The sequence below is a fragment of the Luteimonas sp. 22616 genome (assembly GCF_052044325.1).
GTDB lineage: Bacteria > Pseudomonadota > Gammaproteobacteria > Xanthomonadales > Xanthomonadaceae > Luteimonas.
This window is the reverse complement of sequence record NZ_JBQEMW010000002.1, coordinates 134,074-157,103: the sequence shown is the minus strand read 5'-3', so window position 1 is coordinate 157,103 and position 23,030 is coordinate 134,074. Positions and strand designations below refer to the sequence as shown.

Annotated in this window: 30 protein-coding genes; 19 read left to right on the top strand and 11 right to left on the bottom strand. The window is 69.5% G+C overall.

Annotated elements, in window-relative coordinates:
- Nucleotides 1–174, top strand: a complete 174-nt coding sequence (locus ACTJIL_RS13075; protein WP_440756054.1) for a hypothetical protein — start codon at nucleotides 1–3, stop codon at nucleotides 172–174.
- On the opposite strand, the gene ACTJIL_RS13070 is transcribed toward ACTJIL_RS13075, so the two are convergent.
- Complete coding sequence (locus ACTJIL_RS13070) at nucleotides 168–686, bottom strand: adenine phosphoribosyltransferase (protein ID WP_440756053.1); 519 nt, start codon at nucleotides 684–686, stop codon at nucleotides 168–170. The two genes, ACTJIL_RS13075 and ACTJIL_RS13070, sit on opposite strands and share 7 nt — an antisense overlap.
- Nucleotides 687–805: 119 nt before the next feature.
- Entirely contained in the window at nucleotides 806–1,183 is a 378-nt protein-coding gene (locus ACTJIL_RS13065; RefSeq protein ID WP_440756052.1) for a VOC family protein, read from the bottom strand.
- 263 nt (nucleotides 1,184–1,446) lie between these two features.
- On the opposite strand from ACTJIL_RS13065, the gene ACTJIL_RS13060 reads away from it, so the two are divergent.
- Both ACTJIL_RS13060 and ACTJIL_RS13055 read left to right on the top strand, forming a co-directional pair.
- Entirely contained in the window at nucleotides 1,447–1,680 is a 234-nt protein-coding gene (locus ACTJIL_RS13060; RefSeq protein ID WP_440756051.1) for a hypothetical protein, read from the top strand.
- 89 nt (nucleotides 1,681–1,769) lie between these two features.
- Nucleotides 1,770–2,399, top strand: a complete 630-nt coding sequence (locus ACTJIL_RS13055) for a DUF2242 domain-containing protein (protein WP_440756050.1) — start codon at nucleotides 1,770–1,772, stop codon at nucleotides 2,397–2,399.
- Between the two features lie 350 nt (nucleotides 2,400–2,749).
- Here the strand turns inward: ACTJIL_RS13055 and ACTJIL_RS13050 are convergent, their stop codons facing one another.
- Both ACTJIL_RS13050 and ACTJIL_RS13045 read right to left on the bottom strand, forming a co-directional pair.
- Nucleotides 2,750–2,944 carry a hypothetical protein gene (locus ACTJIL_RS13050; protein ID WP_440756049.1) on the bottom strand — a complete coding sequence of 65 codons (195 nt, stop codon included), beginning with the start codon at nucleotides 2,942–2,944 and terminating at the stop codon, nucleotides 2,750–2,752.
- 85 nt (nucleotides 2,945–3,029) lie between these two features.
- Nucleotides 3,030–3,980: a S41 family peptidase gene (locus ACTJIL_RS13045; RefSeq protein WP_440756048.1), complete on the bottom strand. Its 951-nt coding sequence runs from the start codon at nucleotides 3,978–3,980 to the stop codon at nucleotides 3,030–3,032.
- Between the two features lie 122 nt (nucleotides 3,981–4,102).
- Between ACTJIL_RS13045 and ACTJIL_RS13040 the strand changes: the two genes are divergently transcribed.
- Nucleotides 4,103–4,495, top strand: a complete 393-nt coding sequence (locus tag ACTJIL_RS13040; protein WP_440756047.1) for a VOC family protein — start codon at nucleotides 4,103–4,105, stop codon at nucleotides 4,493–4,495.
- 32 nt (nucleotides 4,496–4,527) lie between these two features.
- Nucleotides 4,528–5,670 carry an alpha/beta fold hydrolase gene (locus ACTJIL_RS13035; RefSeq protein WP_440756046.1) on the top strand — a complete coding sequence of 381 codons (1,143 nt, stop codon included), beginning with the start codon at nucleotides 4,528–4,530 and terminating at the stop codon, nucleotides 5,668–5,670.
- Nucleotides 5,671–5,773: 103 nt separating this feature from the next.
- Here ACTJIL_RS13035 and ACTJIL_RS13030 read toward each other — a convergent pair whose 3' ends face one another.
- Nucleotides 5,774–7,096, bottom strand: a complete 1,323-nt coding sequence (locus ACTJIL_RS13030) for an APC family permease (RefSeq protein ID WP_440756045.1) — start codon at nucleotides 7,094–7,096, stop codon at nucleotides 5,774–5,776.
- Nucleotides 7,097–7,501: 405 nt separating this feature from the next.
- Here ACTJIL_RS13030 and ACTJIL_RS13025 point away from each other — a divergent pair, with 405 nt between their 5' ends.
- Together ACTJIL_RS13025 and ACTJIL_RS13020 are read left to right on the top strand one after the other, a co-directional pair.
- Nucleotides 7,502–7,930 (top strand): hypothetical protein, encoded by a 429-nt coding sequence (locus ACTJIL_RS13025; protein ID WP_440756624.1) that lies wholly within the window; start codon nucleotides 7,502–7,504, stop codon nucleotides 7,928–7,930.
- A 322-nt stretch (nucleotides 7,931–8,252) separates the two neighbouring features.
- The gene (locus ACTJIL_RS13020; RefSeq protein WP_440756044.1) at nucleotides 8,253–8,483 is read left to right on the top strand and encodes a hypothetical protein; all 231 of its coding nucleotides are present in this window, start codon (nucleotides 8,253–8,255) and stop codon (nucleotides 8,481–8,483) included.
- A gap of 214 nt (nucleotides 8,484–8,697) precedes the next feature.
- Here the strand turns inward: ACTJIL_RS13020 and ACTJIL_RS13015 are convergent, their stop codons facing one another.
- From ACTJIL_RS13015 to ACTJIL_RS13005, 3 genes are all read right to left on the bottom strand, one after another.
- Nucleotides 8,698–9,078, bottom strand: a complete 381-nt coding sequence (locus ACTJIL_RS13015) for a hypothetical protein (protein WP_440756043.1) — start codon at nucleotides 9,076–9,078, stop codon at nucleotides 8,698–8,700.
- 70 nt (nucleotides 9,079–9,148) lie between these two features.
- A complete protein-coding gene (locus ACTJIL_RS13010) occupies nucleotides 9,149–9,922 on the bottom strand; it encodes a LytR/AlgR family response regulator transcription factor (protein ID WP_440756623.1) in 774 nt (257 codons plus the stop codon).
- Between the two features lie 7 nt (nucleotides 9,923–9,929).
- Nucleotides 9,930–11,183 carry a sensor histidine kinase gene (locus ACTJIL_RS13005; protein WP_440756042.1) on the bottom strand — a complete coding sequence of 418 codons (1,254 nt, stop codon included), beginning with the start codon at nucleotides 11,181–11,183 and terminating at the stop codon, nucleotides 9,930–9,932.
- A 172-nt stretch (nucleotides 11,184–11,355) separates the two neighbouring features.
- Here ACTJIL_RS13005 and ACTJIL_RS13000 point away from each other — a divergent pair, with 172 nt between their 5' ends.
- Complete coding sequence (locus ACTJIL_RS13000) at nucleotides 11,356–12,168, top strand: lytic transglycosylase domain-containing protein (protein ID WP_440756041.1); 813 nt, start codon at nucleotides 11,356–11,358, stop codon at nucleotides 12,166–12,168.
- 99 nt (nucleotides 12,169–12,267) lie between these two features.
- On the opposite strand, the gene ACTJIL_RS12995 is transcribed toward ACTJIL_RS13000, so the two are convergent.
- Nucleotides 12,268–13,470 carry a PQQ-dependent sugar dehydrogenase gene (locus ACTJIL_RS12995; RefSeq protein ID WP_440756622.1) on the bottom strand — a complete coding sequence of 401 codons (1,203 nt, stop codon included), beginning with the start codon at nucleotides 13,468–13,470 and terminating at the stop codon, nucleotides 12,268–12,270.
- Nucleotides 13,471–13,560: 90 nt separating this feature from the next.
- On the opposite strand from ACTJIL_RS12995, the gene ACTJIL_RS12990 reads away from it, so the two are divergent.
- The 4 genes from ACTJIL_RS12990 (at nucleotide 13,561) to ACTJIL_RS12975 (ending at nucleotide 15,948) form a co-directional block, all read left to right on the top strand.
- Complete coding sequence (locus ACTJIL_RS12990) at nucleotides 13,561–13,749, top strand: CPXCG motif-containing cysteine-rich protein (protein ID WP_440756040.1); 189 nt, start codon at nucleotides 13,561–13,563, stop codon at nucleotides 13,747–13,749.
- Between the two features lie 89 nt (nucleotides 13,750–13,838).
- A complete protein-coding gene (locus ACTJIL_RS12985; RefSeq protein WP_440756039.1) occupies nucleotides 13,839–14,336 on the top strand; it encodes a hypothetical protein in 498 nt (165 codons plus the stop codon).
- A gap of 306 nt (nucleotides 14,337–14,642) precedes the next feature.
- Complete coding sequence (locus ACTJIL_RS12980) at nucleotides 14,643–15,011, top strand: EF-hand domain-containing protein (RefSeq protein WP_440756038.1); 369 nt, start codon at nucleotides 14,643–14,645, stop codon at nucleotides 15,009–15,011.
- Nucleotides 15,012–15,207: 196 nt separating this feature from the next.
- Complete coding sequence (locus ACTJIL_RS12975) at nucleotides 15,208–15,948, top strand: HAD family hydrolase (RefSeq protein ID WP_440756037.1); 741 nt, start codon at nucleotides 15,208–15,210, stop codon at nucleotides 15,946–15,948.
- Nucleotides 15,949–16,358: 410 nt separating this feature from the next.
- Here the strand turns inward: ACTJIL_RS12975 and ACTJIL_RS12970 are convergent, their stop codons facing one another.
- Entirely contained in the window at nucleotides 16,359–16,556 is a 198-nt protein-coding gene (locus ACTJIL_RS12970; protein ID WP_440756036.1) for a hypothetical protein, read from the bottom strand.
- A 124-nt stretch (nucleotides 16,557–16,680) separates the two neighbouring features.
- Here ACTJIL_RS12970 and ACTJIL_RS12965 point away from each other — a divergent pair, with 124 nt between their 5' ends.
- Nucleotides 16,681–17,094, top strand: coding sequence for a copper resistance protein NlpE N-terminal domain-containing protein (locus ACTJIL_RS12965; protein WP_440756035.1), 414 nt, complete (start codon nucleotides 16,681–16,683; stop codon nucleotides 17,092–17,094).
- Nucleotides 17,095–17,117: 23 nt separating this feature from the next.
- Nucleotides 17,118–17,714 (top strand): hypothetical protein, encoded by a 597-nt coding sequence (locus ACTJIL_RS12960; RefSeq protein ID WP_440756034.1) that lies wholly within the window; start codon nucleotides 17,118–17,120, stop codon nucleotides 17,712–17,714.
- A gap of 9 nt (nucleotides 17,715–17,723) precedes the next feature.
- Here the strand turns inward: ACTJIL_RS12960 and ACTJIL_RS12955 are convergent, their stop codons facing one another.
- Nucleotides 17,724–19,025, bottom strand: a complete 1,302-nt coding sequence (locus tag ACTJIL_RS12955; RefSeq protein WP_440756621.1) for an Nramp family divalent metal transporter — start codon at nucleotides 19,023–19,025, stop codon at nucleotides 17,724–17,726.
- Nucleotides 19,026–19,234: 209 nt separating this feature from the next.
- Here ACTJIL_RS12955 and mntR point away from each other — a divergent pair, with 209 nt between their 5' ends.
- The 5 genes from mntR (at nucleotide 19,235) to ACTJIL_RS12930 (ending at nucleotide 22,980) form a co-directional block, all read left to right on the top strand.
- Nucleotides 19,235–19,681, top strand: coding sequence for a manganese-binding transcriptional regulator MntR (gene mntR, locus ACTJIL_RS12950; protein WP_440756033.1), 447 nt, complete (start codon nucleotides 19,235–19,237; stop codon nucleotides 19,679–19,681).
- A 60-nt stretch (nucleotides 19,682–19,741) separates the two neighbouring features.
- Nucleotides 19,742–20,773, top strand: a complete 1,032-nt coding sequence (dusA, locus tag ACTJIL_RS12945) for a tRNA dihydrouridine(20/20a) synthase DusA (RefSeq protein WP_440756032.1) — start codon at nucleotides 19,742–19,744, stop codon at nucleotides 20,771–20,773.
- Nucleotides 20,770–21,681, top strand: a complete 912-nt coding sequence (locus tag ACTJIL_RS12940; protein ID WP_440756031.1) for an arginine deiminase-related protein — start codon at nucleotides 20,770–20,772, stop codon at nucleotides 21,679–21,681. The genes dusA and ACTJIL_RS12940 overlap by 4 nt, the downstream gene beginning before the upstream one ends.
- Nucleotides 21,682–21,805: 124 nt before the next feature.
- Entirely contained in the window at nucleotides 21,806–22,222 is a 417-nt protein-coding gene (locus ACTJIL_RS12935) for a hypothetical protein (RefSeq protein WP_440756030.1), read from the top strand.
- Between the two features lie 71 nt (nucleotides 22,223–22,293).
- Nucleotides 22,294–22,980 carry a response regulator transcription factor gene (locus ACTJIL_RS12930; protein ID WP_440756029.1) on the top strand — a complete coding sequence of 229 codons (687 nt, stop codon included), beginning with the start codon at nucleotides 22,294–22,296 and terminating at the stop codon, nucleotides 22,978–22,980.
- Nucleotides 22,981–23,030: the final 50 nt, after the last annotated feature.

The window sequence follows — 23,030 nt, the reverse complement described above, 5'->3', positions numbered from 1 at the left end:
ATGGCGCAGCGCGCGCAGGCAGCGGCCTGTACCGGACTACGTCGCGCCTTCGCCGAGGTTGCGCAGGTCAACGCCGATGCGCTGGCGTTCTTCCGCAGGACGCTTGGCGTCGCGGCGGTCGAGCATCGCGACGGCGTCGATGGATCGGCCGCTGCCGCGCAGGCGGGTCAGTAGAGAATCGTCGCTTCCAGCGGCACGCCTGCGTCCCAGCGTGCGCGGCCATCGAGCGCGGCGATCTCCAGCAGCACCGCGGCGCCGACGACGGTTGCACCCTGCTGCCGCGCCAGCGCGAGCGCGGCGCGCAGGGTGCCGCCGGTGGCAAGCACGTCGTCGACCAGCAGCACGCGCGCGCCCGGCGGCACGGCGTCGGCGTGGATCTCCAGCCGGTCGTTGCCGTACTCGAGGGCGTAGTCCTGCGCGTGGGTGCGCGCCGGCAACTTGCCCGGTTTGCGGACCGACACGAAGCCGGTACCCAGCGCCCGCGCTAGCGCGGCGCCGAGGATGAAGCCGCGCGACTCGATGCCGAGCACCGCGTCGAGCGCGACTCCACGCCATGGCGCGGCAAGCGCATCGATTGCCGCGGCATAGCCATCGGCGTCGGCCAGCAGCGGGGTGATGTCCTTGAACGCCACGCCGGGCTTGGGGAAGTCGGGGATGTCGCGGATCAGTGCGCGCCAGTCGGGCATGGGTCGCTCGCCGTTTCGGAGTGGCGACGATGCTAGCGGAGATGGCGCGTCGCGACGAATGTCGCCGCGATGGCCGATCGCCGTGCAACTGCGGGCCGCTGGCACCCCGCTCGCCGGCATCACACTTGCTGGATCACGGCAAGGATGTTGCCCTCGCTATCCTTGAACCACGCCGCCCGCGCGCCGCCGCCGGTGACGATGTCGCCGTCGACCTGCGCATCGGGGATGTCGTAGCGTTCGAACCGCACGCCGCGCGCCTTCAGCTCGGCCACCTCGCGCTCGATGTCGTCGACGCCCCAGAACGCCTGGCTGGCCTTCGACGTGCCGGCGTTGGGCGTGGGATACAGGAAGCACGCGGTGCCGTTGGCGAATTCGTAGGTGACGCCGCCGGACAGCTCCGCGCCGGGCGAGAAGCCCAGTTTGCCTTCGTAGAACCTGCGCGCACGGGCGACATCGGTGGCCGGCAGGTAGGCGTACATCGGATGGGTCTGCAACATGGGGATCTCCTCATGGGGATGGGGAACGCATGGGGATGCCCGCGATTGCCAGGCTCCCATTGACACGACGGGCGGGGGCGCGGGTCATCGACAAGGTGTACCTGCGCAGGCAACGACGACGTGACCGGTTCAGCGACATGACGCGCCTGTCACGGTGCATGCGAGGCTGGCGCTGCGCCGCAGGCCCGCGACCACGCGCGATTTCACCCGGCCTGGCCGCGTTGAGGGCTAGCTTGCGGGTCCCCTCCACCGGAGCGCATGCGATGGCCATCTGCGACACCTGCGGCAACGACTACGACAAGGCCTTCCAGGTCGTCATGGGCGACCGGCGCGGCACCTACGATTCGTTCGAATGCGCGATCCAGGCGATGGCGCCGACCTGCGCGCACTGCCAGTGCCGGATCATCGGTCACGGCGCCGAGCACGACGGCACGATGTACTGCTGCGCGCATTGCGCGACGCAGGCGGGCGTGAAAGGCATGGAGGATCGCGTCTAGACCCGCAAGGGCGTCAAGCGGAGTGTGTTCAGGCCGCCTGAACGCGGGAGTGGCTAGACTTCGCCACTTCCACGCCGATCGCTGCTGCCATGCCCCGTTTTGCCACCCTTCTTTCTTTCGCCATCGTTGTGCTGCTGGCCGGCTGCGCTTCGCAGCCGAAGCAGGACATGGCGCCGTCGGGCGAGACCTTCGACGCCGACGATACCTATTCGCGCAGCTACGAGTCGCTGCCGGCGCAGGCCTGCGAAGCGGCGCAGCGCGCGCTGCTCGGCCAGGGTTACGTGGTGAGCCGGGCCTGCGGCGACGGGGTGGAGGCGTCGAAGAACTTCCAGCCCGATACCGAGACGCATACCCAGCTGGTGGTGCGCGTGACCTGCATGCAGCACCGGGACGGCGGCGCGCTGGTGTTCGTCAACGCGGTGCAGGACCGCTATGCGTTGAAGAAGACATCGAGTTCCGCCAGCCTCGGCGTCGGCGTGCTCGGTTCGGTGTCGCTGCCGGTTGGCAGCAGCGACGACTCGCTGGTGAAGGTGGCCAGCAACACCGTGCAGAACCAGGATTTCTACCGCCGCTTCTTCGAGCGCGTGAAGTACTACCTGCCGTCCGAACCGGACAGGGCCGCGGCGCCACCGCCGCCGGAACCGGCCGCGCCACCCGATCCGCCGCCGCTACCGGCCACGTCGGAACCGCAGCCACAACAGGGTCCGGCGCAGCCATAGGAAGGATGCCGTGCATCCGGTGTGGGAGCGGCTGAAGTCGCTGCCACACGGGCATCCCTCGCGCGGGTCATTCGACGGTCGTCGTGCCGCGCAGGCGCCAGTAGAACAACGCGAGCGTGCGCCGCCAGGCTTCCTTCGCCGCGCCCTCGTCGTCACGCGGGGTGTGAACCGTGCTGCGTGCGAGTGCAGTGTGGATTCCCGCGAACCCGCCATCCGGATTTCTCGCCGCGCTCGATATGACGGTCGAGAAATTCCCGGGCGATCGACAGGCACCAGGCTCGCTTGAGGGCGCATGCGTTCGTTGGAACCGGCAGGAGCGACGATCAAAAGCAAATCGATCCAGTGCGTCCCTACGGCCGTGGCTCGGGCGGCGGTTCCGGACGTTCGGGGCGGCCCGGCGTCCCGGGGTCGTGGATCGGCGGGATCACCGGGTCCACCGGGCGCCCGGGCATCGGATCGCGGACCGGGTTCGGTACCTGGCCGGGAACATCGGGATCGGTGGCCGGATCGTGGTCCGGATCCGGCTGCGGGTCTTTCGGATTCATGGACATGCTCCGGAAGGACTTAACCCGAGCATCTCATCCGAAGCGATGCGAACGCGTGAATCCCCGGTGTTCGCAATGCATGCAATCAGTGGCGCGCAGCGGCTGCGCGGGCGAGGCCGAGCGCCGCGTCGAGCGCTTCGCCGGCCGGGACCGGCACATCCGGCTGCACGCCCACGCCTTCCCAGTTGCCATGGGTGAAGGGATTGACCGGCGAGCCGGTGGGCACGAATACGACCAGGCCTTCGCCGGTCACGATCGGGCCGCCCGGGTTGGCCGCGCCGCCGCTGGCTTCGCCCACGACCGTCGCGCGTCCGGCCTGCTGCAGCGTGTAGGCGAAGGATTCGGCGGCCGAGCCGGTGCCCGCATCGATCACCACGTACAGCGGCAGCTGCGTGCGCGGCGCGGCGTGCCATTGCGCGGGCGCCTCGCTCTGCGTGCCTTCGCGGCTGTGGAAGATGTTGAAGGTGTCCGCGCCCGGCGCGACGAAGGCGCTGGCCAGGTAGCCGACCATCGCCGGCGAGCCCCCGCGGTTGCCGCGCAGGTCGACCACCATCGCATCGGTCTGCGCCAGGCGCAGGAGCGCGGCGTCGATCGCCCGTCGAGGAGGCTGATCGTCGCGGCCGAACTCGAAGTCGGCGAACCCACGCAGGCCGAGCACGCCGATGTTCCCGGGCAGGATGTCCACGCGTTCGATGCCAGTGCCCATGTCCGGCGGCGGCGCGCGTCGCTCCATCGTTTCTCCGGGTTGCGCGACGTTGACGCGGAAGTGCCGGTCCTGCGGTTTGAGCCGCGCGGTCAGCGCGTCGGCGAGCGATTGTGGAGTGGTCAGCGCATCGAACGCGCCATCGTCGATGGCCCCGCGCAGTTCGTCGGCGATCGCGCGGCCGCGGTCGGCGTTGAAATAGTGGTCCTCGATGGCCTGCGCGACGCCGGCGACGCGCGTGCGCGGCGTCTGGACGGCGGCGGGGGCAGCGCAGGCGGCGGCAAGCAGCAACAGGAGCGGAAGCAGGGCGGTGCGACGGCGGGACGATGTCATGGCGGGCTCGCTGGCGGGTCGTATCCGGTATGGATGCCGCGGGGCGCGATCCCGTCGCAATGCGGTGCATCGCGCCGGCGCCGATGCGAACATGGGCCGCCACGCATCGCACCGGAACCGGCATGAAGGTCAAGCGCATCGTCGCCAACATCGCCACCGACAACGTCGCGGCCGCGGCCGCGTTCTATCGCGACCTGCTCGGGCTCGAACTGCTGATGGACCATGGCTGGCTCGCCACCTACGGCTCGGCGGAGTCCATGCGCGTGCAGGTCGGCATCGCGTCGGAGGGCGGCTCGGGGACGCCGGTACCGGACCTGTCGATCGAAGTCGACGACGTCGACACAGCGCTGGCGCGCATGCGCGCGGCGGATGTCGCAATCGAGTACGGACCGGCCGATGAGCCCTGGGGCGTCCGGCGCTTCTACGTGCGCGATCCGTTCGGGCGGCTGGTCAACATCCTGATGCACCTGCCGGGCGCTGACGTACGCGGTTCCGCCTGCGCAACCTCTTGCTAGGATGCGCGCCTGCATTCGTCACGGAATCGATCATGGGAATCACATCCGGCCCGCGACACGTCGCCGCATTGTTCGCGCTGTACCTGTGCGCATTCGGCACCGCCGCACCAGCGGCCGAGCCGGCCATCGCGCCGGCCAGCCGCGCCGAAGCCACGAAGATCATCGCCGACATGCGTCGCGTCGTGGCCGACGATGGCGTCGAGCGGCTCGAGAAGGTGCGCATCGGCGGCATCGACCAGTGGGTGTCGATCCGCGGCAACGACCGCCGCAATCCTGTGCTGCTGATGCTGCACGGTGGCCCGGGCTGGGTGTCGATGCCGACCAGCTGGTACTTCCAGCGCGGCTGGGAGGAGTATTTCACCGTCGTGCAGTGGGACCAGCGCGGCGCCGGCAAGACCTACGTGGACAACGATCCGGCGGCGATCGCGCCGACGATGACCCGCGAGCGCATGGTCGACGATACGGTCGAGATGGTGGCGTGGCTGCGCCGCGAGTTCGGCAAGGACAAGGTCTTCGTGCTCGGCCAATCCTGGGGCAGCTACCTGGGCCTCGAGCTGGCGCAGCGCAAGCCGCAGTGGCTGCACGCCTACATCGGCATGGGGCAGGTGACCGACGCACCGGAAAGCGAGCGCCGCGGCTGGGCATGGACGCTGGCGCAGGCACGTCGCGATGGGAACGCCGAAGCGATCGCCGAACTCGAATCGCTCGCGCCCTACGCGCAGGGCGACGCTCCAGTATCGCTGGTGGACCTGATGCAGCAGCGCAAATGGCTCAATTACTACGGCGGCATGGTCCACAACCGCCGCGGCGGCGAGGCCGAGGGCGCAGCGATCCGGTTGTCGCCGGAATATCGCGACGAGGACGTGGAGAAGATTTGGATCGCCAACGATTTCTCGGTCGGGCACCTGCTGGCCGGCGTGCTGACCCTGGACATGGGGCGAGTGCAGCAGCTCGATTGCCCGCTGCTGCTGTTCCTCGGCCGCCACGACTACAACGTGTCGTCGAGCCTGGCCGCCGAGTGGTTCGAACGCGTGCAGGCGCCGTCGAAGAAGTTGGTGTGGTTCGAGGATTCCGCGCACGAGGTCATGAACGAAGAGCCGGGCAAGACCCTGCTGTCGCTGGTGCGTTATGCGCGCCCGATCGCCGAGCGCGCCGGCGACGCGCCGCCGGAGTGATCCGCCTGCCGGCGCGTGGCGGGTGGCCGGGAATGGCCTGGAAAATTGCCGTCATCCCCGCCTGCGCGGGGATGACGGACAAAGTCGAGCTGTTCAGGCCTTCCTACGTCTTGCGCCGGAACTGGAACACGATCGCGCCCACCACCAGCGCCACCAGGCCTGCGAGCAGGTTCCACGCGGTGGCGCTGGCCAGCAGGCCGATCGACAGCAGCGTCGCGGCAATCGGGATCAGCGGCCCGCCGGGCAGTTGCAATGCGCCTTCGCGGTCGCCGTGGCGGCGGCGAAGCACCAGCACCGATACCGAAGTGCCGATGTAGGTGCACAGCCGCGCCACCACCGACAGCAGCGCCAGTTGCACGAACGAGCCCGACAGCGCCAGCAGCAGCGACAGCACGCCGACGGTGACGATCGCCATCGCGGGCGTACGGAAGCGCGGATGGATGCGCGCCAGCGCGCGCGGGCCGTAGCCGTCCATCGCCAGCGCATGCAGGTAGCGCGGGCCAAGCATGATGGTGTTGCTGTTGGTGCCCAGGATCGACACCGCCGCGCCCACCGTCAGCGCCATGGCCAGCCAGGCGCCGCCGAAGCGCGCCGAGGCATCGGCCAGCGGCGTCTGCGACTGCGCCAGCCCCGGCAGGGTGCCCAGCGCGACCCACTGCACCGCGAAGTACAGCGCGGTGACGGTGACGATCATCGCCAGCAGCGCGAACGGCACGTCGCGGCGCGGGTTGCGATACTCGCCGGCCGCCGCCGGCAGGTTCTCGAAGCCGGCGTAGGCGAACAGCAGCAGCAGCGCGGCTTCGCCCAGGTCGCGCAGCGGCAGCGGCCCGACCAGCGGCGTGGCCATCGACAGGTCGACGTACATCGCGCCGATGCCGATGAACATCAGCAGCGGCAGCACCTTGGCGATCGCCAGGAACACGCCGGTGCGCGCGGCGGCGCGCACGCCGATCACGTTGACCGCGACCAGGAACGCCAGCGAGCCGGCCACGATCGCCACCCGCACCCCGCCACTGGCCGCGTGCGGCCAGAAATGCGTCACCGCCTCGGCCAGGCCGTTGGCCAGTGCCGCAGCGCTCGCGACGCGCGTGATCAGCAGCATCCAGCCGACCTCGAAACCCACCAGCGGACCGAATGCCTCGCGGGCATACAGATAGCCGCCGCCGGGCTGGTCGAAGTAGCTCGCCGCCTGCGCGTAGCACAGCACCAGCAGGCTCACGGCCAGCCCCGCCAGCAGCACCGCCCACAGGCTCGCCGGCCCCAGCAGCAGCGCTGCGGCGGCCGGCAGCAGATAGATGCCGCTGCCGATGACGTCGTTGATCGACAGCCCGTACAGCTGCCAGCGGCCGACCGCTCGGCGCATCGCCGGTTCATCGTGCGACGAGGCGGGCGCGGTCTGTGCGCCGGGATCGGGCAGGCTGGGCATGGGCGGATGTTCCAAAGCTGGCAATCGCGGCAACCTAGCATGCCGTGCCGGTGCCTGCGCCATGTCCGCGGCCATGACGCGGTCGGCGACGCAACCTCGCCGGCGATGTGCCGGCGATGTGCCAGAGTTGGCCACCGCGATCCGCGTGCCGCTGGGAGCCGCTTGCCGGCGCCGCCGTGGCGCCTGCGCGCGAGCGGGCTACTGCCGGTGCCATGCGTCCCGAATGGACTGGCGCTTGTGCCAGCCGGCATGTCCGTTGACACTGTGCGCCGCGTCTCGATCCGTGGCGGAGTCCCCGCCGCCAGGCTCGGGGGAGGCGTGGGGAACAGGAATGGGGATCAACTGAGAATGGAGATTTCAGGCATGTTGAAGAAGAACGTAATGCTCGCGGTCGCGCTGTCGGCCCTGGTGGTCGCCGCACCGATGTCGGCGCTGGCCAAGAAGAAGCAGTCCGGCGTCGGCCCGGGCATGAACGAGGCGGGTGAAGTCGTCAATTCCTCCAAGGTCGAGGCCGGCTGGGGCGAGGAAGTGGTCGGCATCAACGACTACGAGGGCGAGATCACCGGCAAGCCGGCGCCCGGCAGCAAGTTCACCCAGCTCAAGATCGGCATGCCGATGAAGCAGGTCACCGACCTGATCGGCGAGCCCACCGACCAGGGTGCTTACGTCACCGGCAAGGCGTTCATCCCGTTTTTCTTCGGCGGCGACAAGTATCGCTATGAGATGGCCTACAAGGGCCAGGGCCGGCTGGTGTTCGCCGGCCAGTCGATGGGCACCGGTGGCAACCTGATCTGGATCATCCACAACAAGGACGACAGCGGCTATCGCGAATAGGCGATCGCGCGTCGCATGAAAAGCCCCGCCCGCGCGGGGCTTTTTTTTGCGGCTCTTCGCCGTCGCTGTTGTGGGAGCGGTTTCGGCCTCGAGCTTTCCGGGCGGGCGTAAAGGCACGCGGCTGAAACCGCTCCCGCAAGAGGCGAGCCTGTCGGGGAAGGCAGCTCGCGCATCACGCCGCGGAACAGGAAAGGTTAAAACACCGTTGTGCGTGCGGCGCCGGTGTGGCGTGCATTCATCGCGGCGGGGGCAAGCTTGCGGCGCGGTTCAGGGGATCATCGCCGTGACGCAATGCACGGCATCCATCAGACGAGGAAATCCCATGAACACCACACTCCGCAATTCCCTGCTGGCCATGGCCGTCGTCGGCGCGCTGTCGCTGGCTGCCTGCAAGACCACCGACGATTCGATGGACGCGCCCGAACCCGCACCTGCGCCGGCCGAGCCGATGGACGACACCGCGCCGCCGATGGACGACACGATGCCGACCGACCCGACCACCACGCCGACCGACGCCACCAGCGACGGCGCGGCTGCGCCGACCACGCCCTAGGCCTGCGCGGAACGCCGGCGCGGCGCATGGCGCCGTGCCGGCGTGTCCCGACGCCGCGATGGCGTCGTGACAACCGGTGTCGTAGTTCTTTTGCTCTTGGAGGAGCGGCTTCAGCCGCGAGCTTTTCGTCACGAGGCGAACCCAGGAAAAGCTCGCGGCTGAAGCCGCTCCTACCGTGGCGCCCGCAGTGGCGCCTGCATCTGCGCCTGCGCAATCAGCCCTGCGATGCCAGACAGTCCGGCGCGGACGGCTCGCGGTCGTGGCTGACGCACTGCTTCAGCTGCGGCGGCAGGTTGGCCAGGTGCCGTGAGGTACCGGCGTCGAGGGTGAAGGCCTGCACGGTTCGCGCGTTGCAGCGCGCGCCGTCGTCGTCGGCCTTGTCGCTGTCGCACTCGCGCACGAACAGCAGGTAGTGGCAGCGGCCGCTGATGCTCTTGATGCATTCGAAGTCGCCGGCACCGCCGTTGACGTAGGAGCGCATCACGTTCTGTGCCTTGCCGTCGATCGACACGTTGGTGATCGTGGTGGTGCCGGCTTCGATCTTGCAGCCGGCCAGCAGCAACAGAATCGTGACGAACAGGATGGCGGTGCGCATGGCGTTTCCTTGCGGTTGTCGCGGTAGCGTGGGGAGCTTGCCCAAGTGATTCGGCCCGGCGGTTCACTTGTCACATGTTGCGGAACAGGGTCATGAACGGCTGGCTGACCGCCAGCGTTTCGGGACGCTGCTTGAGCCGGATCGCGCCGCGGCCGCTGTCGTCGCGGCTGATCGAGGCGATCGCCTTGAGGTTGACGATGGTCGAGCGGTGGACCTGCTTGAACATCGCGGGGTCGAGCAGGCCCAGCAGTTCGCGGATCGGCGTGCGCAGCAGCGCCTCGCCCTCGGCGGTCATCACCGTGGTGTACTTGTTGTCGGCGCGGAAATAGGCCACGTCCTCGACCAGGATCAGGCGCGTGTCCTTGCCGGCGCTGGCGGTGATCCACGACAGCGGCGTCGCGGCCGGCGTGCGTGTCGCGTCGAGCTGGCGGATCAGCGCGGCCAGCGTGGCGGCATCGGGGTGCGCGCCGGCCGCGCGTGCGCGCAGCCGCTGCACCGTGGCGTCGAGGCGTTCGCGCGACACCGGCTTGAGCAGGTAGTCGACCGCGCCGTTGTCGAACGCGTCGATCGCATACTGGTCGTAGGCGGTCACGAACACCACCTGCGTCAGCGGGCTGGCCTCGGCCGCGGCGGAGGCGACTTCCAGGCCGGTCAGGCCCGGCATGCGGATGTCGAGGAAGGCGACGTCCGGCTGGTGTTCGGCAATCGCCTCGACCGCGCTGCCACCGTCGTCGCAGGACGCGACGATCGACAGTTCCGGCCAGGCCTCGCGCAGCAGCGACTCCAGCGCGGTGCGCAGGATCTCCTCGTCCTCGGCGATGACGCAGGTGGGATGCGAATTCATGGCGGTGTCAGGCGACATGGCCGTGGTCCTGGGGGTTGCCGGTCGGCAGCGTGATGGTGGCGGCCACGCCGTTGGGGAAGTTGGCGGCGATGCTGAAGCGGGCGGCGTTGCCGTAGGCCAGGCGCAGGCGTTCGCGCACGTTCTTCAGGCCGATGCCGGTGCCGCTGCTCTCGGCGTTGAAGCCGCGGCCGTCGTCGGCGACGGTGACCGAGACTTCCTGGTTGCCGGTGGTGGCGCGGATCCAGACGGTGCCGCCGCCGGGCTTGGACTCCAGCCCGTGCTTGATCGCGTTCTCGACCAGCGTCTGCAGCATCATCGACGGGAACGGCAGCGCGTGCAGCGCCTCGGGCACGTCGACCTGGGTCGACAGCCGCGGGCCCATGCGGATCTTGAGGATCTCGAGATAGGCGTTGGCGCGTTCGAGTTCCTCTCCCAGCGTCGACTGTCCGTCGAGGGTGCGCGGCAGCGAGCGACGCAGGTAGGCGATGAGATGCCCGAGCATCGCGTCGGCGCGCGGTGGGTCGCTGCGGGTGAGCGCCTGCGCGCTGGCCAGGGTGTTGTAGAGGAAGTGCGGCTCGACCTGTGCGTTGAGCAGGCTCAGCTTGGCCTCGCTCAGTTCCTTGGCGCTGGCGGTGTCGCGCACCACGGCCTTCTCGCCGCGTCGGTGCTCGGCGATGCGGCGGGTGATGGCGCGGGTGATCGCCTCGGTCGTCTCGAGGTTGCGGCCGTGGTCGACGCGCAGCCAGTCGGTCCAGGCCGCGCTTTCAGGCTCGCAGGCCAGGGTGATGCTGGACGTGTCGCCGCCGGGGGCTACGGTGGCGACCACCACGTCGTAGCGGCCACCGAGCTTGCGGTCGACCCAGTGCATCGGATCGAAGCGGCTGTGCGTGCCATACGGGTCGGGGCGCTCGACCCCGGCGCGCACGCGCAGGCTGCCGGGCGCCGACTCGATGTCGACCGCGCGCGGCAACTCGCGCAGTGCGGCGTCGAGCAGATCGAAGGCCTCGTCGGCCGGAAACGGCACCTCGATCTGCCGGCGCTGGCGATTGCGCAGCTGCTCGGGCGTCGCCTTGTGGCCGACGATCATGCCCACGCGGTGGATGTGGGAGATCACGTCGGGAATCACGAACGCGAGCGTGATCATCCACAGCAGCACGATCGGGAACTCCGGCAGCCCGAAGTTCGACCAGACGATCAGCACCACCAGGTAGAACATGCACCAGGCGAAAACGTGGCGGGCGACGAAGGAGAAGGCGGTCATGGCGATGCCGGTGCGGAGGTCATGGAGCGAGGATAGCGATGCGGCCGGGCAGGGGAAGCGGCATGCGACGAATGCGGGCATCCGGCGACGGAACCGCCGGATTCCGTGCCGGATGCCGGCGCCCCGGCGCCGCTGGAGGCCCCGCGGCGGCGTTGACGTGGTGATCGCGGGGATGCGCGATGATGCCCGACCCGTACCGGGAAGGAGTCCGACTTTGCAAGCTTGGCTTGCCCTGCCTGTGTTCGTGCTGCTGGCGACGACCTTCGAAGCGCAGGCCCGCACCGTCTACCGCTGCGTGCGCGATGGCACCGTCAGCCTGGCCACTGCGCCGGAGCCGGGTTCGAAGTGCGTGGCAAAACAGATCGACGACAACGCCGTGCAGACGCCCAACCTGTGGGGCGAGATGGGCGTGTTCAGCGGCACCTTGTATGAGCGCGAGCAGGACGGCCAGCTGGTCTATTCGACCCGTCACCTGCCCGGTTCGCGGGTGTACCTGAAGTTCACCGTGCGCACGCCGCCGGGCGAGCCGGCGCACGTCGGCCTGGGCAAGGTCGGCAAGCCGCAGCTGGATCGGCACGCGAAGCTGTTCAAGGCCGCGGCGAAGGCGACCGGGGTCGATGACGCGTGGCTGCGCGCGATCGCCCACGCCGAGAGCGGCTTCGATGCCAGGGCCATTTCGCCCAAGGGCGCGCAGGGGGTGATGCAGCTGATGCCGGAGGTGGCGACCGAATACGGCGTCAGCGACCCGTTCGTGCCGGCGCAGTCGATCAGTGCCGGCGCGCGCTACATGCAGTCGCTGCTGCGCCGCTACCACGGCGACCGCACGCTGGCGGCGGCCGCGTACAACGCGGGCATCGGCACCGTGACCCGCTACAAGGGCGTGCCGCCGTACGCCGAAACGCGCGTCTACATCGACAAGGTGCTCACCCTGTACGAACGCTACCGCGAGGCGATGGGGTTCAAGCGCGAGACGCCGGCGCAATAGCGGTGCGCGATAGCTCGGGATGTCCCTGCGGGAGCAGCCATGGCCGCTTCCGCAACTCCCGCAAGTGTCGTCGGTCGCGGCACGCAGGCCGGCCTGCGGTCAGCGCGGCGCGAGCTTGAGCAACCGCCCGCCCTTGCCGTCCTCGAGCAGCCAGATCGCGCCGTCGGGCCCCTGTTCCACCGCGCGGATGCGCTGGCCCATGTCGAAGCGCTGCGCCTCGCGTGCCGTGTCGCCGTCGAACTCGACCCGCACCAGCGACTGCGACGACAGCCCGCCGATGAACGCGTCGCCCTGCCAGTCCGGGAACAGCGCGCCCGAGTAGATCAGCAGGCTCGACGGCGAGATCACCGGGGTCCACCACGTCTTGGGTGCGTTGAATTCCGGGCGCGTGTCGTGGTCGGGGATGACGCGGCCGTCGTAGTGATCGCCGTTGGAGACGATCGGATAGCCGTAGTTGCCGCCGCGCTCGATGAGGTTGAGCTCGTCGCCGCCCTGCGGCCCCATCTCCACTTCCCACAGCCGGCCCTGCGCGTCGAAGTCGATGCCCAGCAGGTTGCGGTGGCCCAGCGACCAGACCTGCGCGGTCACGCCACCCTTGTCGGCGAAGGGATTGTCGGCCGGCACGCTGCCGTCGTCGTTGAGCCGGATCAGCTTGCCGAGGTTGGACTGCATGTCCTGCGCGGGATCGAACTTCTGCCGCTCGCTGGAAGTGATCCACAGCTTGCCGTCGTTGCCGAACAGCAGGCGGTGGCCGTAGTGGCCGCGGCCGTCGACCTTCGGCACCTGGCGCCAGATCACCTTCAGGTCCTGCAGCGTGCCGCCGCCGCTGTCGTCCAGCGCCAGCGTGCCGCGCGCGACCGCGCCGCCGCGGGTGTCGCCGTCGCCGGCCTCGGCGTAGCTCACGTACACAACGTGGTTGCTGGCGAACTGCGGATGCAGGGCGATGTCGCCGAAGCCGCCCTGGCCGCCGTAGTCGACCTCGGGCACGCCCTTGATGTCGCCGGTCTTGCCGGTGGCGAGGTCGACCAGCTTCAGCGCGCCCTTCTTCTCCGTCACCAGCAGGCGGCCATCGGGCAGGAAGGCCATCGCCCAGGGTTCGTCGAACGCGGCGACTTCGATTGCGCTGAAAGGCCGGGCGTCGCTGGTTGCGGGCTCGGCGGCAGGCGCCGTTGCGGTGGTTGCGGCCGGGGCGCCGGCAACCGGCGCGTCGGCGGCGGACTGCCCGTTGGCATTGCCGGGCTGGTTGCAGGCGACCAGGCACAGGCTGGCGGTACAGACGAGGGCGAGCAGGCGGGGAGTCATGAGGCGAGGGGTCATGGCGGCGCTCCGGTTCACGTGTCGACACGGGTGGGAATGCACACTAGCACCGCGCACCACGCACGGAGAAACAGGATGCTGCCCGCCATCGACATCAGCTGCCCGTATTGCGGCGAAACCATTGCCCTGTTCGTCGACGACTCCGCGGGCGACCAGCAGTACATCGAGGACTGCCAGGTCTGCTGCCGGCCGATCCAGGTCGCGGTTGTGCTGGACGCCGACGGCGAACCGACTGTCACGGTGCGCGCGGAGGACGACGCCTGACGGCACGGGATGCGGCCACGCGATGACCTCCGGCACCTGCGGCGGCCGGAACCGGCGCTATGCTTTTCCGGCCGCAGAGGGTCACCGCCATGCCTGCACCCGCGATCACGCCGTTGCTTGTCACCGCCGGCATCGGCTGGCTGTACTACCGGCGCATCCGGCGCCAGTTCGGACGCCAGCCATACCGGCCGAAGCGCACGCTGATGCGAATCGGTGTGCTGTCGCTGCTCGCCTGCGGGCTTCTGCTGGCGGGCCTGCCGGCGCATCGGCTGTGGCCCGCGCTGGCGATCGGTGGCATCGCCGGCAGCGCGCTCGGATGGCTCGCGCTCCGGCACATGCACGTGGCCATCGTCGATGGCGTGCGCGGATACACCCCCAACGCGTGGCTCGGCGGGGTGATCGCGTTGCTGCTGGTCGTGCGGCTTGCATGGCGCTGGTACTACTTCGACGGTCTCGATGCGGGCATGCAACGGGTTGGCCTGCAGGCCAGCCCGCTGACGTACGGTCTCATCGTCGCGCTGGTGGCGTATTACCTGGTCAGCAGCATCGGCCTGGTGCGGCGCATGCGCGCATTGCCGTCGCATTGAGCGCCAGCGCGGCGGCCGTCTTGCCGGCGCGCAAGTAAAGGTTGTGTTGCGTTCAGCCGCGCGTGACGCGCGGCACTGTCGTCATCGTCCCGGAAATCGGGGCGCGCACCCGCCCTGGCCGCGAATGCATGACCACCATCGCACCACGGACTAGCCGCATTCGCGCGGTCCGTGGTTAAGGGCGCGTAAGTGCGTGCGGCGGGACGCGGGAAATGTTCATCGGCATGGGGGCAAGGTCGGTGCCAGGGCGGTGTCGCACGATCGGATTTGCGGCATCCCCGAACAAACAACCCATGGAGAACACACATGAAGCATGCAAACAAGCTGTCCGGCCTGATCGCGATTGTTGCCGCCGCCGCCATGCCACTGGCATTCGCGCAGACCACCCCGACCACCGATGACGGTGCCATGCAGTCCACGCCGCCGGGGGCGACCGCGCCGACCGCGGCCCCGACCGCCGAGCCCAAGCAGGTCACCTGGGCCGACCTGGACACGGACAAGGACGGCAGCCTGAGCAAGGCCGAAGTCGCCACCGTGCCGGCGCTGTCGCAGGTGTTCGACGCGGCCGACGCCGATGCGGACGGCAAGCTCACCGCGGACGAGTACAAGGCCCATGCAGCGTCGGAAGGTGCCGGCGAAGGCGCCGCCGAAGCCACCGACGGCGGCGGCCAGTAAGAAGCAGGACGCGCGGCACTCCCGCGCTTGTGTGCACGGGCGGCCTTCGGGTCGCCCGTTTTTTTTGTGGTCCGTGGTCCGTGGTCGATGGTCCGGACGAATTTGCGTACCTGGCGTGCAGGTTCCGCTACGGCTCCATGGCCAGCCGTGACGAGGGCCTTCTTCCGCGACTCCCGTCGGCCGGCATAATGCGCCGATGGATAACGGCATCCGCATGGTCGCCTTCGACGGCGACGACACGCTCTGGCGCAGCCAGGATTATTTCGACGCCGCGCAGCTCGAGTTCGAGCAGATCGTCGGTGGCTACATCGACCTCGCCGACGCGCGCGTGGCCGAGCGCCTGTACGCCTTCGAAAAGGCCAACCTGGCGTGGTTCGGTTACGGCGTGAAGGGCATGGCGCTGTCGATGATCGAGGCGGCGGTGGAGATCACCGGCCAGCGCGTCAGCGCCGCCGACGTGCAGCGCATCGTCGGCCTCGCCAAGGAGTTGCTGCGGCATCCGGTGGAACTGTTGCCGGGCATCCGCGAAGCCGTCGCCGCCGTCGCCGCGCACCATGACGTGGTGCTGATCACCAAGGGCGATCTGTTCCACCAGGAGGCGAAGGTGCGCGACTCGGGGCTCGCCGATCTGTTCCGGCGCATCGAGATCGTCAGCGAGAAGGATCCGGCGACCTATGCGCGGTTGCTGGAGGAGTTCGGCATCGGGGCGGGGCAGTTCGTGATGGTCGGCAATTCGCTGCGCTCGGACATCGCGCCGGTGCTCTCGCTCGGTGGCTGGGGCGTGCACATGCCGTACCACACGACCTGGAGCCACGAGAACGAGGCCAGCATCGACGCCGGCGGCGACCGCATGCGCAGCGTGCAGTCGCCGGAAGGCTTGCCGGCGGCGGTGGCCGCAATTGCCGCCGTGGCCGCGGCCGGGCGGGCAGTGTGTTGACCGGGGGTTCACCGCGGCGGGTCGATGGTGGGCGCGCGGGCAATTGCTGGAGTGTGCCGATGGCGTCGAAGCGAAGCGGGTTGGCAGCGGCAGGTGTTACGGCGCTGCTGTTGGTCTCGGCGTGCGGCTCGGTCGGTCCGGCGCAGGTGCGGGGTAGCCAGCCGACAATCGCGTTCTCGCGGCCCGCGGGCACGGCGGAGGATGCGCGCCGGAACGATCGTCCACGGGCCCATGTGCGCCGTGATGCCCATGGCCGACCGATCTATTTCCGCGAAGTTCCGCTCGACCGCCATCGTGCGAGGCAATGCGGTGACGGTCGTTGCGGGGAGGAAGATCGCCAGCACCGGGAAGATGGGCAGGACGGCGATTCCTAGTCCAGCCGCCTTGGCGCCGCGGAGAAGTGCGGCAGGCTACTCGTCCGGCCGCTGCGGCTGGCCCTGGGCGGGCAGCGGGTGGATGCTGGCCTCGACGCCGGATTCGACCCGCAGCGTGACCCAGCGCAAGGCGACGGCGTAGGCGCCGAGCACCACCACCACGGCCACCAGCCAGACCACCCAGCGATGCGAGCGCGGCGCCCGCGCGGTGGGCGCGTGTCGGGTGCTGTTCATGGCGTCCTCCTGAATGCGGTTGGCGCGATGCGCGTCATCGAGCGTGTCATCGATGACGGCCAAGCTACGCCGGCGCGCGTCACGGGCGCGTGCAAGCACGGCCCGGCTTGCGCACAATCGATGCATGCGCCTGCTCCTGTTGCCGTCGATCGCGCTGCCGCTGTGCATCGCCGCCGGATGCCGACCGGCGCCAGCGCCGCTGCCGGTGATCGTGCACGCCGATGGCCAGGTGGCATGGCGCGGCATCATGCCCTGCGCCGATTGCGCGGGCATCGCGGTGCATCTCGTGCTGGAACGCGAGGGTGGCGAGCGCCGCTACCAGCTGGTCGAAACCTATCTTCTTGCCGACGGCCGCGGAGCGCGCTTCGTCGAACACGGCCAGTGGCGCCAGCAGGCCGACCTGTTGCAGCTGCATGGCAGTGACGACAGCCACCGCACCTATGCCCTGGCGGCGGACGGGCGCCTGCAGGCGCGCGACTCGCACGGCCGGCGGCTGCCGGTGCAAGATGATGCGATGCTGTCGCCGATCGTTCCCTGATGCCCGTGAGGAGCCCGATTCCCGTGAGCAAAGCCGTGAGCAATACGATGCCAAGCGCCGTGGTTTCCCTGCTGCAAAGCGTGCGCCGGCCGGTTGCGCGGCTGGCGGCGGGCCTGCTGCTGGCGGGCCTGCTGTCGGCGGGCGCGGCGCTCGCGCAGGAGCATGCCTTCGACTGGAACCCGCGCAGCGGCGACACCTGGATCGACACCCAGCTGGCCGACATCAACATCTACGGCGCGCGCTACCGCGGCGCATTCGTTGACGAGCTGGTGCGCTACCACGCCGCGCCGCGCGCGCTGGTGACCGAACTGGTCGACCAGCGCAACTGGGCGCCGGGCGACGTCTATTACGCCTGCGCGCTGGCGCAGGTGCTCGGGCGCCCATGCCGGGCGCTGGTCGAGGCCTGGGGGCGATCGCACGACGATGGCTGGGCCGCGGTCGCGGCGCAGGCGGGCATCGCCGCACGCCCGGACGCGATGCAGCGCCTCAAGCAGGACATCACCGAAAGCTATGCGCGCTGGGGCCGGCCGGCGGCCGAAGTGCCAAAGCCGGCACAGGACAAGTCGCCGGACGCGGGCGACAAGGCGAAGGCGAAGCGCAAGCCCGGGTCTGGTGGCTGACGCGCCGGCTCAACCGCCGACGAACGTGTCGAACAGCAGCTTCAGGTTCAGCGACACGATGATCGCCGCAATCACCCACGCCAGCATCGCCAGCCAGCGCGGGATGACGAAACGCCCCATCTTTTCGCGGTCGGTGACGAAGCGCACCAGCGGGATCACCGCGAACGGCAGCTGCATCGACAGCAGCACCTGGCTGAAGACCAGCAGCTTCGCCGTGCCCTCGGCGCCATAGAGCGCGGTGATCACCACCACCGGCACGATGGCGACGCCGCGCGTGACCAGCCGCCGCGCCCAGGTCGGCATCCGCAGGCGCAGGAAGCCTTCCATCACGATCTGCCCGGCCAGCGTCGCGGTCACGGTGGAGTTCAGGCCCGACGCCAGCAACGCGACCGCGAACAGCGTCGAGGCGATGCCCACCCCGAGCATCGGCGACAGCAGCGCGTAGGCCTGTTCGATCTCCTGCACGTCGGTGTGCCCGGCCTTGTGGAACACCGTGGCCGCCATGATCAGGATCGAGGCGTTGATGAACAGCGCCAGCATCAGCGCGATGGTGCTGTCGGTCACCGCCCAGCGGATCGCCATGCGCTTGCCGGCGTCGTCGCGCGGGTAGTCGCGGGTCTGCACGATCGACGAATGCAGGTACAGGTTGTGCGGCATCACCGTGGCGCCGATGATGCCGATCGCGATGTACAGCGCGGCCGGGTTGGTGACGACTTCGGCGCGCGGGATGAAGCCGCCCAGTACCTCGACCACCGGCGGCGCGGCCAGCGCGACCTGGATCCCGAAGCACGCGAAGATCACCAGCAGCATCGCGATGATGAAGGCCTCCAGCGCGCGGAATCCGTGGCGCATCAGGTACAGCACCAGGAACACGTCGACCGCGGTGATGAGCGCGCCCATCACCAGCGGGATGCCGAACAGCAGATTGAGCGCGATCGCGGTGCCGATCACCTCGGCCAGGTCGCAGGCGATGATCGCGATCTCGCACACCAGCCACAGCGCGAAGTTGACCGGCCGCGGGTAGTGGTCGCGGCAGGCCTGGGCGAGGTCGCGCCCGGTGGCGATGCCCAGCCGCGCGGCCAGCGCCTGCAGCACGATCGCCATCAGGTTCGACAGCAGGATCACGCTCAGCAGCGTGTAGCCGAACTGCGAACCGCCGGCGAGGTCGGTGGCCCAGTTGCCCGGGTCCATGTAGCCGACCGAGACCATGTACCCGGGGCCGAGGAAGGCCAGGAAGCGGCGCAGCCACTGTCCGTGCTTCGGCACCGGCACGCTGGCGTTCATGGCGCCGAGGCTGGGCTCGCGGTGCAGGTCGCGGGTGAAGCGCCAGCCGGGCTCGGCGACGCGCGGCGGTGGGATGACTTCGCGATCCACGACAGTGGCCGCCGTCCTTGCGGGGGAGGTTTTCGTTATAGCCACTGCTATGTTCCAAAGCAAGCGCCATGGCACCTGCGGTACCCTTGGGCTTCCCGCGGCGCATTCCGGCCCGCGGGCGCCCGCGCAACAGGACGCGAGCCGGCATGCCCAACCCCAAGCCATCCCCGCCGCCGCTGATCGACGCCGACCTGCACGCCGAAAGCTTCCGCCAGGTGCGCGAAGCCCATCGCCTGGAGCTGGTGGAGGACTACGTCGAACTGATCTCGGACCTGATCCGCGACGGCGGCGAGGCCCGCCAGGTCGACATCGCCGCGCGCCTGGGCGTGGCCCAGCCGACCGTGGCCAAGATGCTCAAGCGCCTGGCGAAGGCCGGCTACGTGGTGCAGAAGCCGTATCGCGGTGCGTTCCTGACCGAGGAAGGCGAGGCCCTCGCGCAGGCCAGCCGCGAGCGCCACCAGGTCGTGGAAGCCTTCCTGCTTGCGCTGGGCATCGACCCCGACACCGCGCGCCGCGATGCCGAAGGCATCGAGCACCACGTCAGTGCCGAAACCGTGGCCGCGTTCGCGCGCTTCGTCAGCGCCCGCAGCTAGCACCGCCTCGCGGCCGTCTGCAGGGGCAAGCGGGCTCCCATGCCGGCCTACAATGACCGGATGCCCGCGTCCAGCTCCCTTCCACTGCTGCCGCTTTCACTGTCCGTCGCCCCGATGATGGATTGGACGGACACCCATTGCCGCGTATTCCACCGCCTGCTGGCGCCGCATGCGCGGCTGTACACCGAGATGGTGCACGCCAATGCGGTGATCCATGGCGATCGTTCGCGCCTGCTGGCGATGGATCCGGTGGAACACCCGGTGGCGCTGCAGCTCGGCGGCAGCGAGCCGGCGTTGCTGGCGCAGGCGGCGCGGATCGGCGCCGAATGCGGCTTCGACGAGATCAACCTCAACTGCGGCTGCCCGTCGGACCGCGTCCAGGCCGGGCGCTTCGGTGCCTGCCTGATGCGCGAGCCGCGGCTTGTGGCCGAATCGGTGGCGGCGATGATCGAAAGCGTGTCCGCGCTGGAGACCCCGGTGCCGGTCACGGTGAAGTGCCGGCTCGGCGTCGACGACGACCATCGCTACGAAGCCTTCCGCGACTTCGTCGATGCGGTGGCCGATGCCGGCTGCCGGATGTTCGTCGTGCATGCGCGCAACGCCTGGCTCAAGGGGTTGTCGCCGAAGGAGAACCGCGAAGTGCCGCCGCTTCGCTACGACTGGGCCTACGCGCTCAAGCGCGAGCGGCCGGAGCTGGCGGTGGTCGTCAACGGCGGCATCGCCACGCAGGATGAAGCCACTGCGCACCTTGAACACGCCGACGGCGCCATGCTCGGTCGCGCGGCGTACCACGATCCCTACCTGCTGCACCGGCTGGACGTCGCCTGGTTCGGCGGCCCGCTGCGCACGCGCGGCGAACTGCTGCGCGCACTGCGGCCTTACGTGGAGTCGCAGCTGGCGGGCGGCCCGGGCCACAAAGGCGTGCCGCTCAAGCACATCACCCGCCACCTGCTCGGCCTGTTCCACGGCGAGCGCGGCGGGCGCGCTTTCCGCCAGGTGCTCAGCGAAGGCGCGCACCGGCCGGGCGCGGACTGGTCGCTGGTCGAGACGGCGCTGGCCGCGACCGAGCACACGGAGCAGGCAGCGGCATGATCACCCGCGACACGAACGCATTCCTTGATGCCGCCCGCGGCTGCGCGCCCGATTTCGGGCCGGCGACGGCGAAGGCGGCCTTCCTCGTTTCGCCCGAGGGCTTCACCCGCGCCGACGAGTCGGCCAGCGACAACCGTTACATGGCCGATGCCGGCGGCTTCGACGCGCAGCGCGCCGGGACGCAGCATCGCGGTCTGCAGGCCGCGCTGTCGTCGGTGCTGCCGACGCTGTGCTTCCCGGGCAACCCGGCCGCGCCCGACGGCCTGTTCCCTAACAACGTCTTCGCCACCGCACCGGGCCGGCTGGTGGTGGGGCGCATGCGCCACCCGGTGCGCCAGCGCGAGGCGGCCCGCCCCGACATCCGCGGTTTCTTCCGCGACGTGCTGGGCTATGCGGAAATCGACCTGTCGACCCAGCCGCACGCCTGCGAACTGACCGGTGCGCTGGTGATCGACCGCGCCCGCGGGCTGGGCTTCTGCGGCCTGTCCGAGCGCTGCGACGAGGCCGGCGCACGGCTGATGCACGAAGCCTTCGGCCTGCGCGCGACCCTGCTGTTCGACCTGGCGCCGGGCGAGTACCACACCAACGTGGTGCTGGCCGTGCTTGCCGGGCGGGCGGCGATCGTGTGCCCGGACGGGTTCGCCGATCCCGCCGTGGTCGAGGCCATCGCCGCGCTGTATGCGCCGCACGCCGCTCAGCTGACGCCAGCCGAGCACGCCGCGTTTGCGGGCAACGCCATTTCCGCCTCGGCCGATACGGTCTGGATGAGCGAAGGTGCGGCGGCTGCGCTGTCGTCGGCAAGCCGCGACGTGCTGGAAAGTGCCGGTTTCGCGGTGCACCCGGTGCCCCTGGATGCCATCGAGGCCGCCGGTGGGTCGCTGCGCTGCTGCGTGGCGGAGATCTATTGAGGCGCGACCGCGACTGAATGCCCATGCCTGAAAAAACGAAAAGTTAAGGCCTGTTCACCGCATCCTTTCGAGAATCATCGTCCCGTCATCCCATCAGGCATCACGCCCCGGAGTTCCGCAGGTCATGTCCATCCGCCCGTCCCTTCTGCCTTGGATCGCCGCCGCTGCGCTGGCGCTGGTGAGTGCGGGGGCGTGGGCGCAGGACGGAGGCCGCGGCCATGGCCGTGGCCACGCCGGCCAGGGCGACCGCGGACGCGGCGACGAGATGCGCGAGGCGCCCCGGGCGGGATCGATGTTCGCCGAACCCCGGCAGCGGGAGCAGCCCGAGCCGCGCCGGCAACGCCGCGATGACGGCCTGGCCGACTCGGTGCGCAGGATCGAGCGCACCACCCGCGGCCGGGTCATCAACGCCGAACGGGTACAGTCCGACGGCCGCGACATCAACCGCATCAAGGTGATGGACGAGCGCGGCCGCATCCGCGTCTACATGGACGATCCGCAGCAGCGCAACCGCACCCCTACACGCGGTGACGACAACTGAGCTTCCAAGCTTCCACAACGACACATCGACCGGGCACGGTTGCCCTCGAACCATTACCACTGGAGTAGCCGATGCGAATTCTCCTCGTCGAAGACGAAGCCCCGTTGCGTGAGACCTTGGCCGCGCGCCTGAAGCGCGAGGGTTTTGCCGTTGACGCCGCCCAGGATGGCGAGGAAGGCCTGTACATGGGCCGCGAGGTGCCGTTCGACGTCGGCATCATCGACCTCGGCCTGCCGAAGATGTCCGGCATGGAGTTGGTCAAGCAGCTGCGCGAGGAAGGCAAGCAGTTCCCGGTGCTGATCCTCACCGCGCGTTCGAGCTGGCAGGACAAGGTCGACGGCCTCAAGCAGGGCGCCGATGATTACCTGGTCAAGCCCTTCCACGTCGAGGAACTGCTGGCGCGCGTCAACGCGCTGGTGCGCCGCGCCGCCGGCTGGAGCAAGCCCACGCTCGAATGCGGCGCGGTGGTGCTCGACCTGGCCGCGCAGACGGTCACCGTCAACGGCAGCAACGTCGACCTGACCAGCTACGAGTACAAGGTGCTCGAGTATCTGATGATGCACGCCGGCGAACTGGTCTCGAAGGCCGACCTGACCGAGCACATCTACCAGCAGGACTTCGACCGCGACTCCAACGTGCTCGAGGTCTTCATCGGCCGGCTGCGCAAGAAGCTCGACCCCGAGGGTGCGCTCAAGCCGATCGAGACCGTGCGTGGCCGCGGTTACCGCTTCGCCATCCCGCGCAGCAACGAAGGCTGAAACCCCGCCGCATCGCGGCGATAATCCAACCAGCCCCGCGCCGCCGCCGC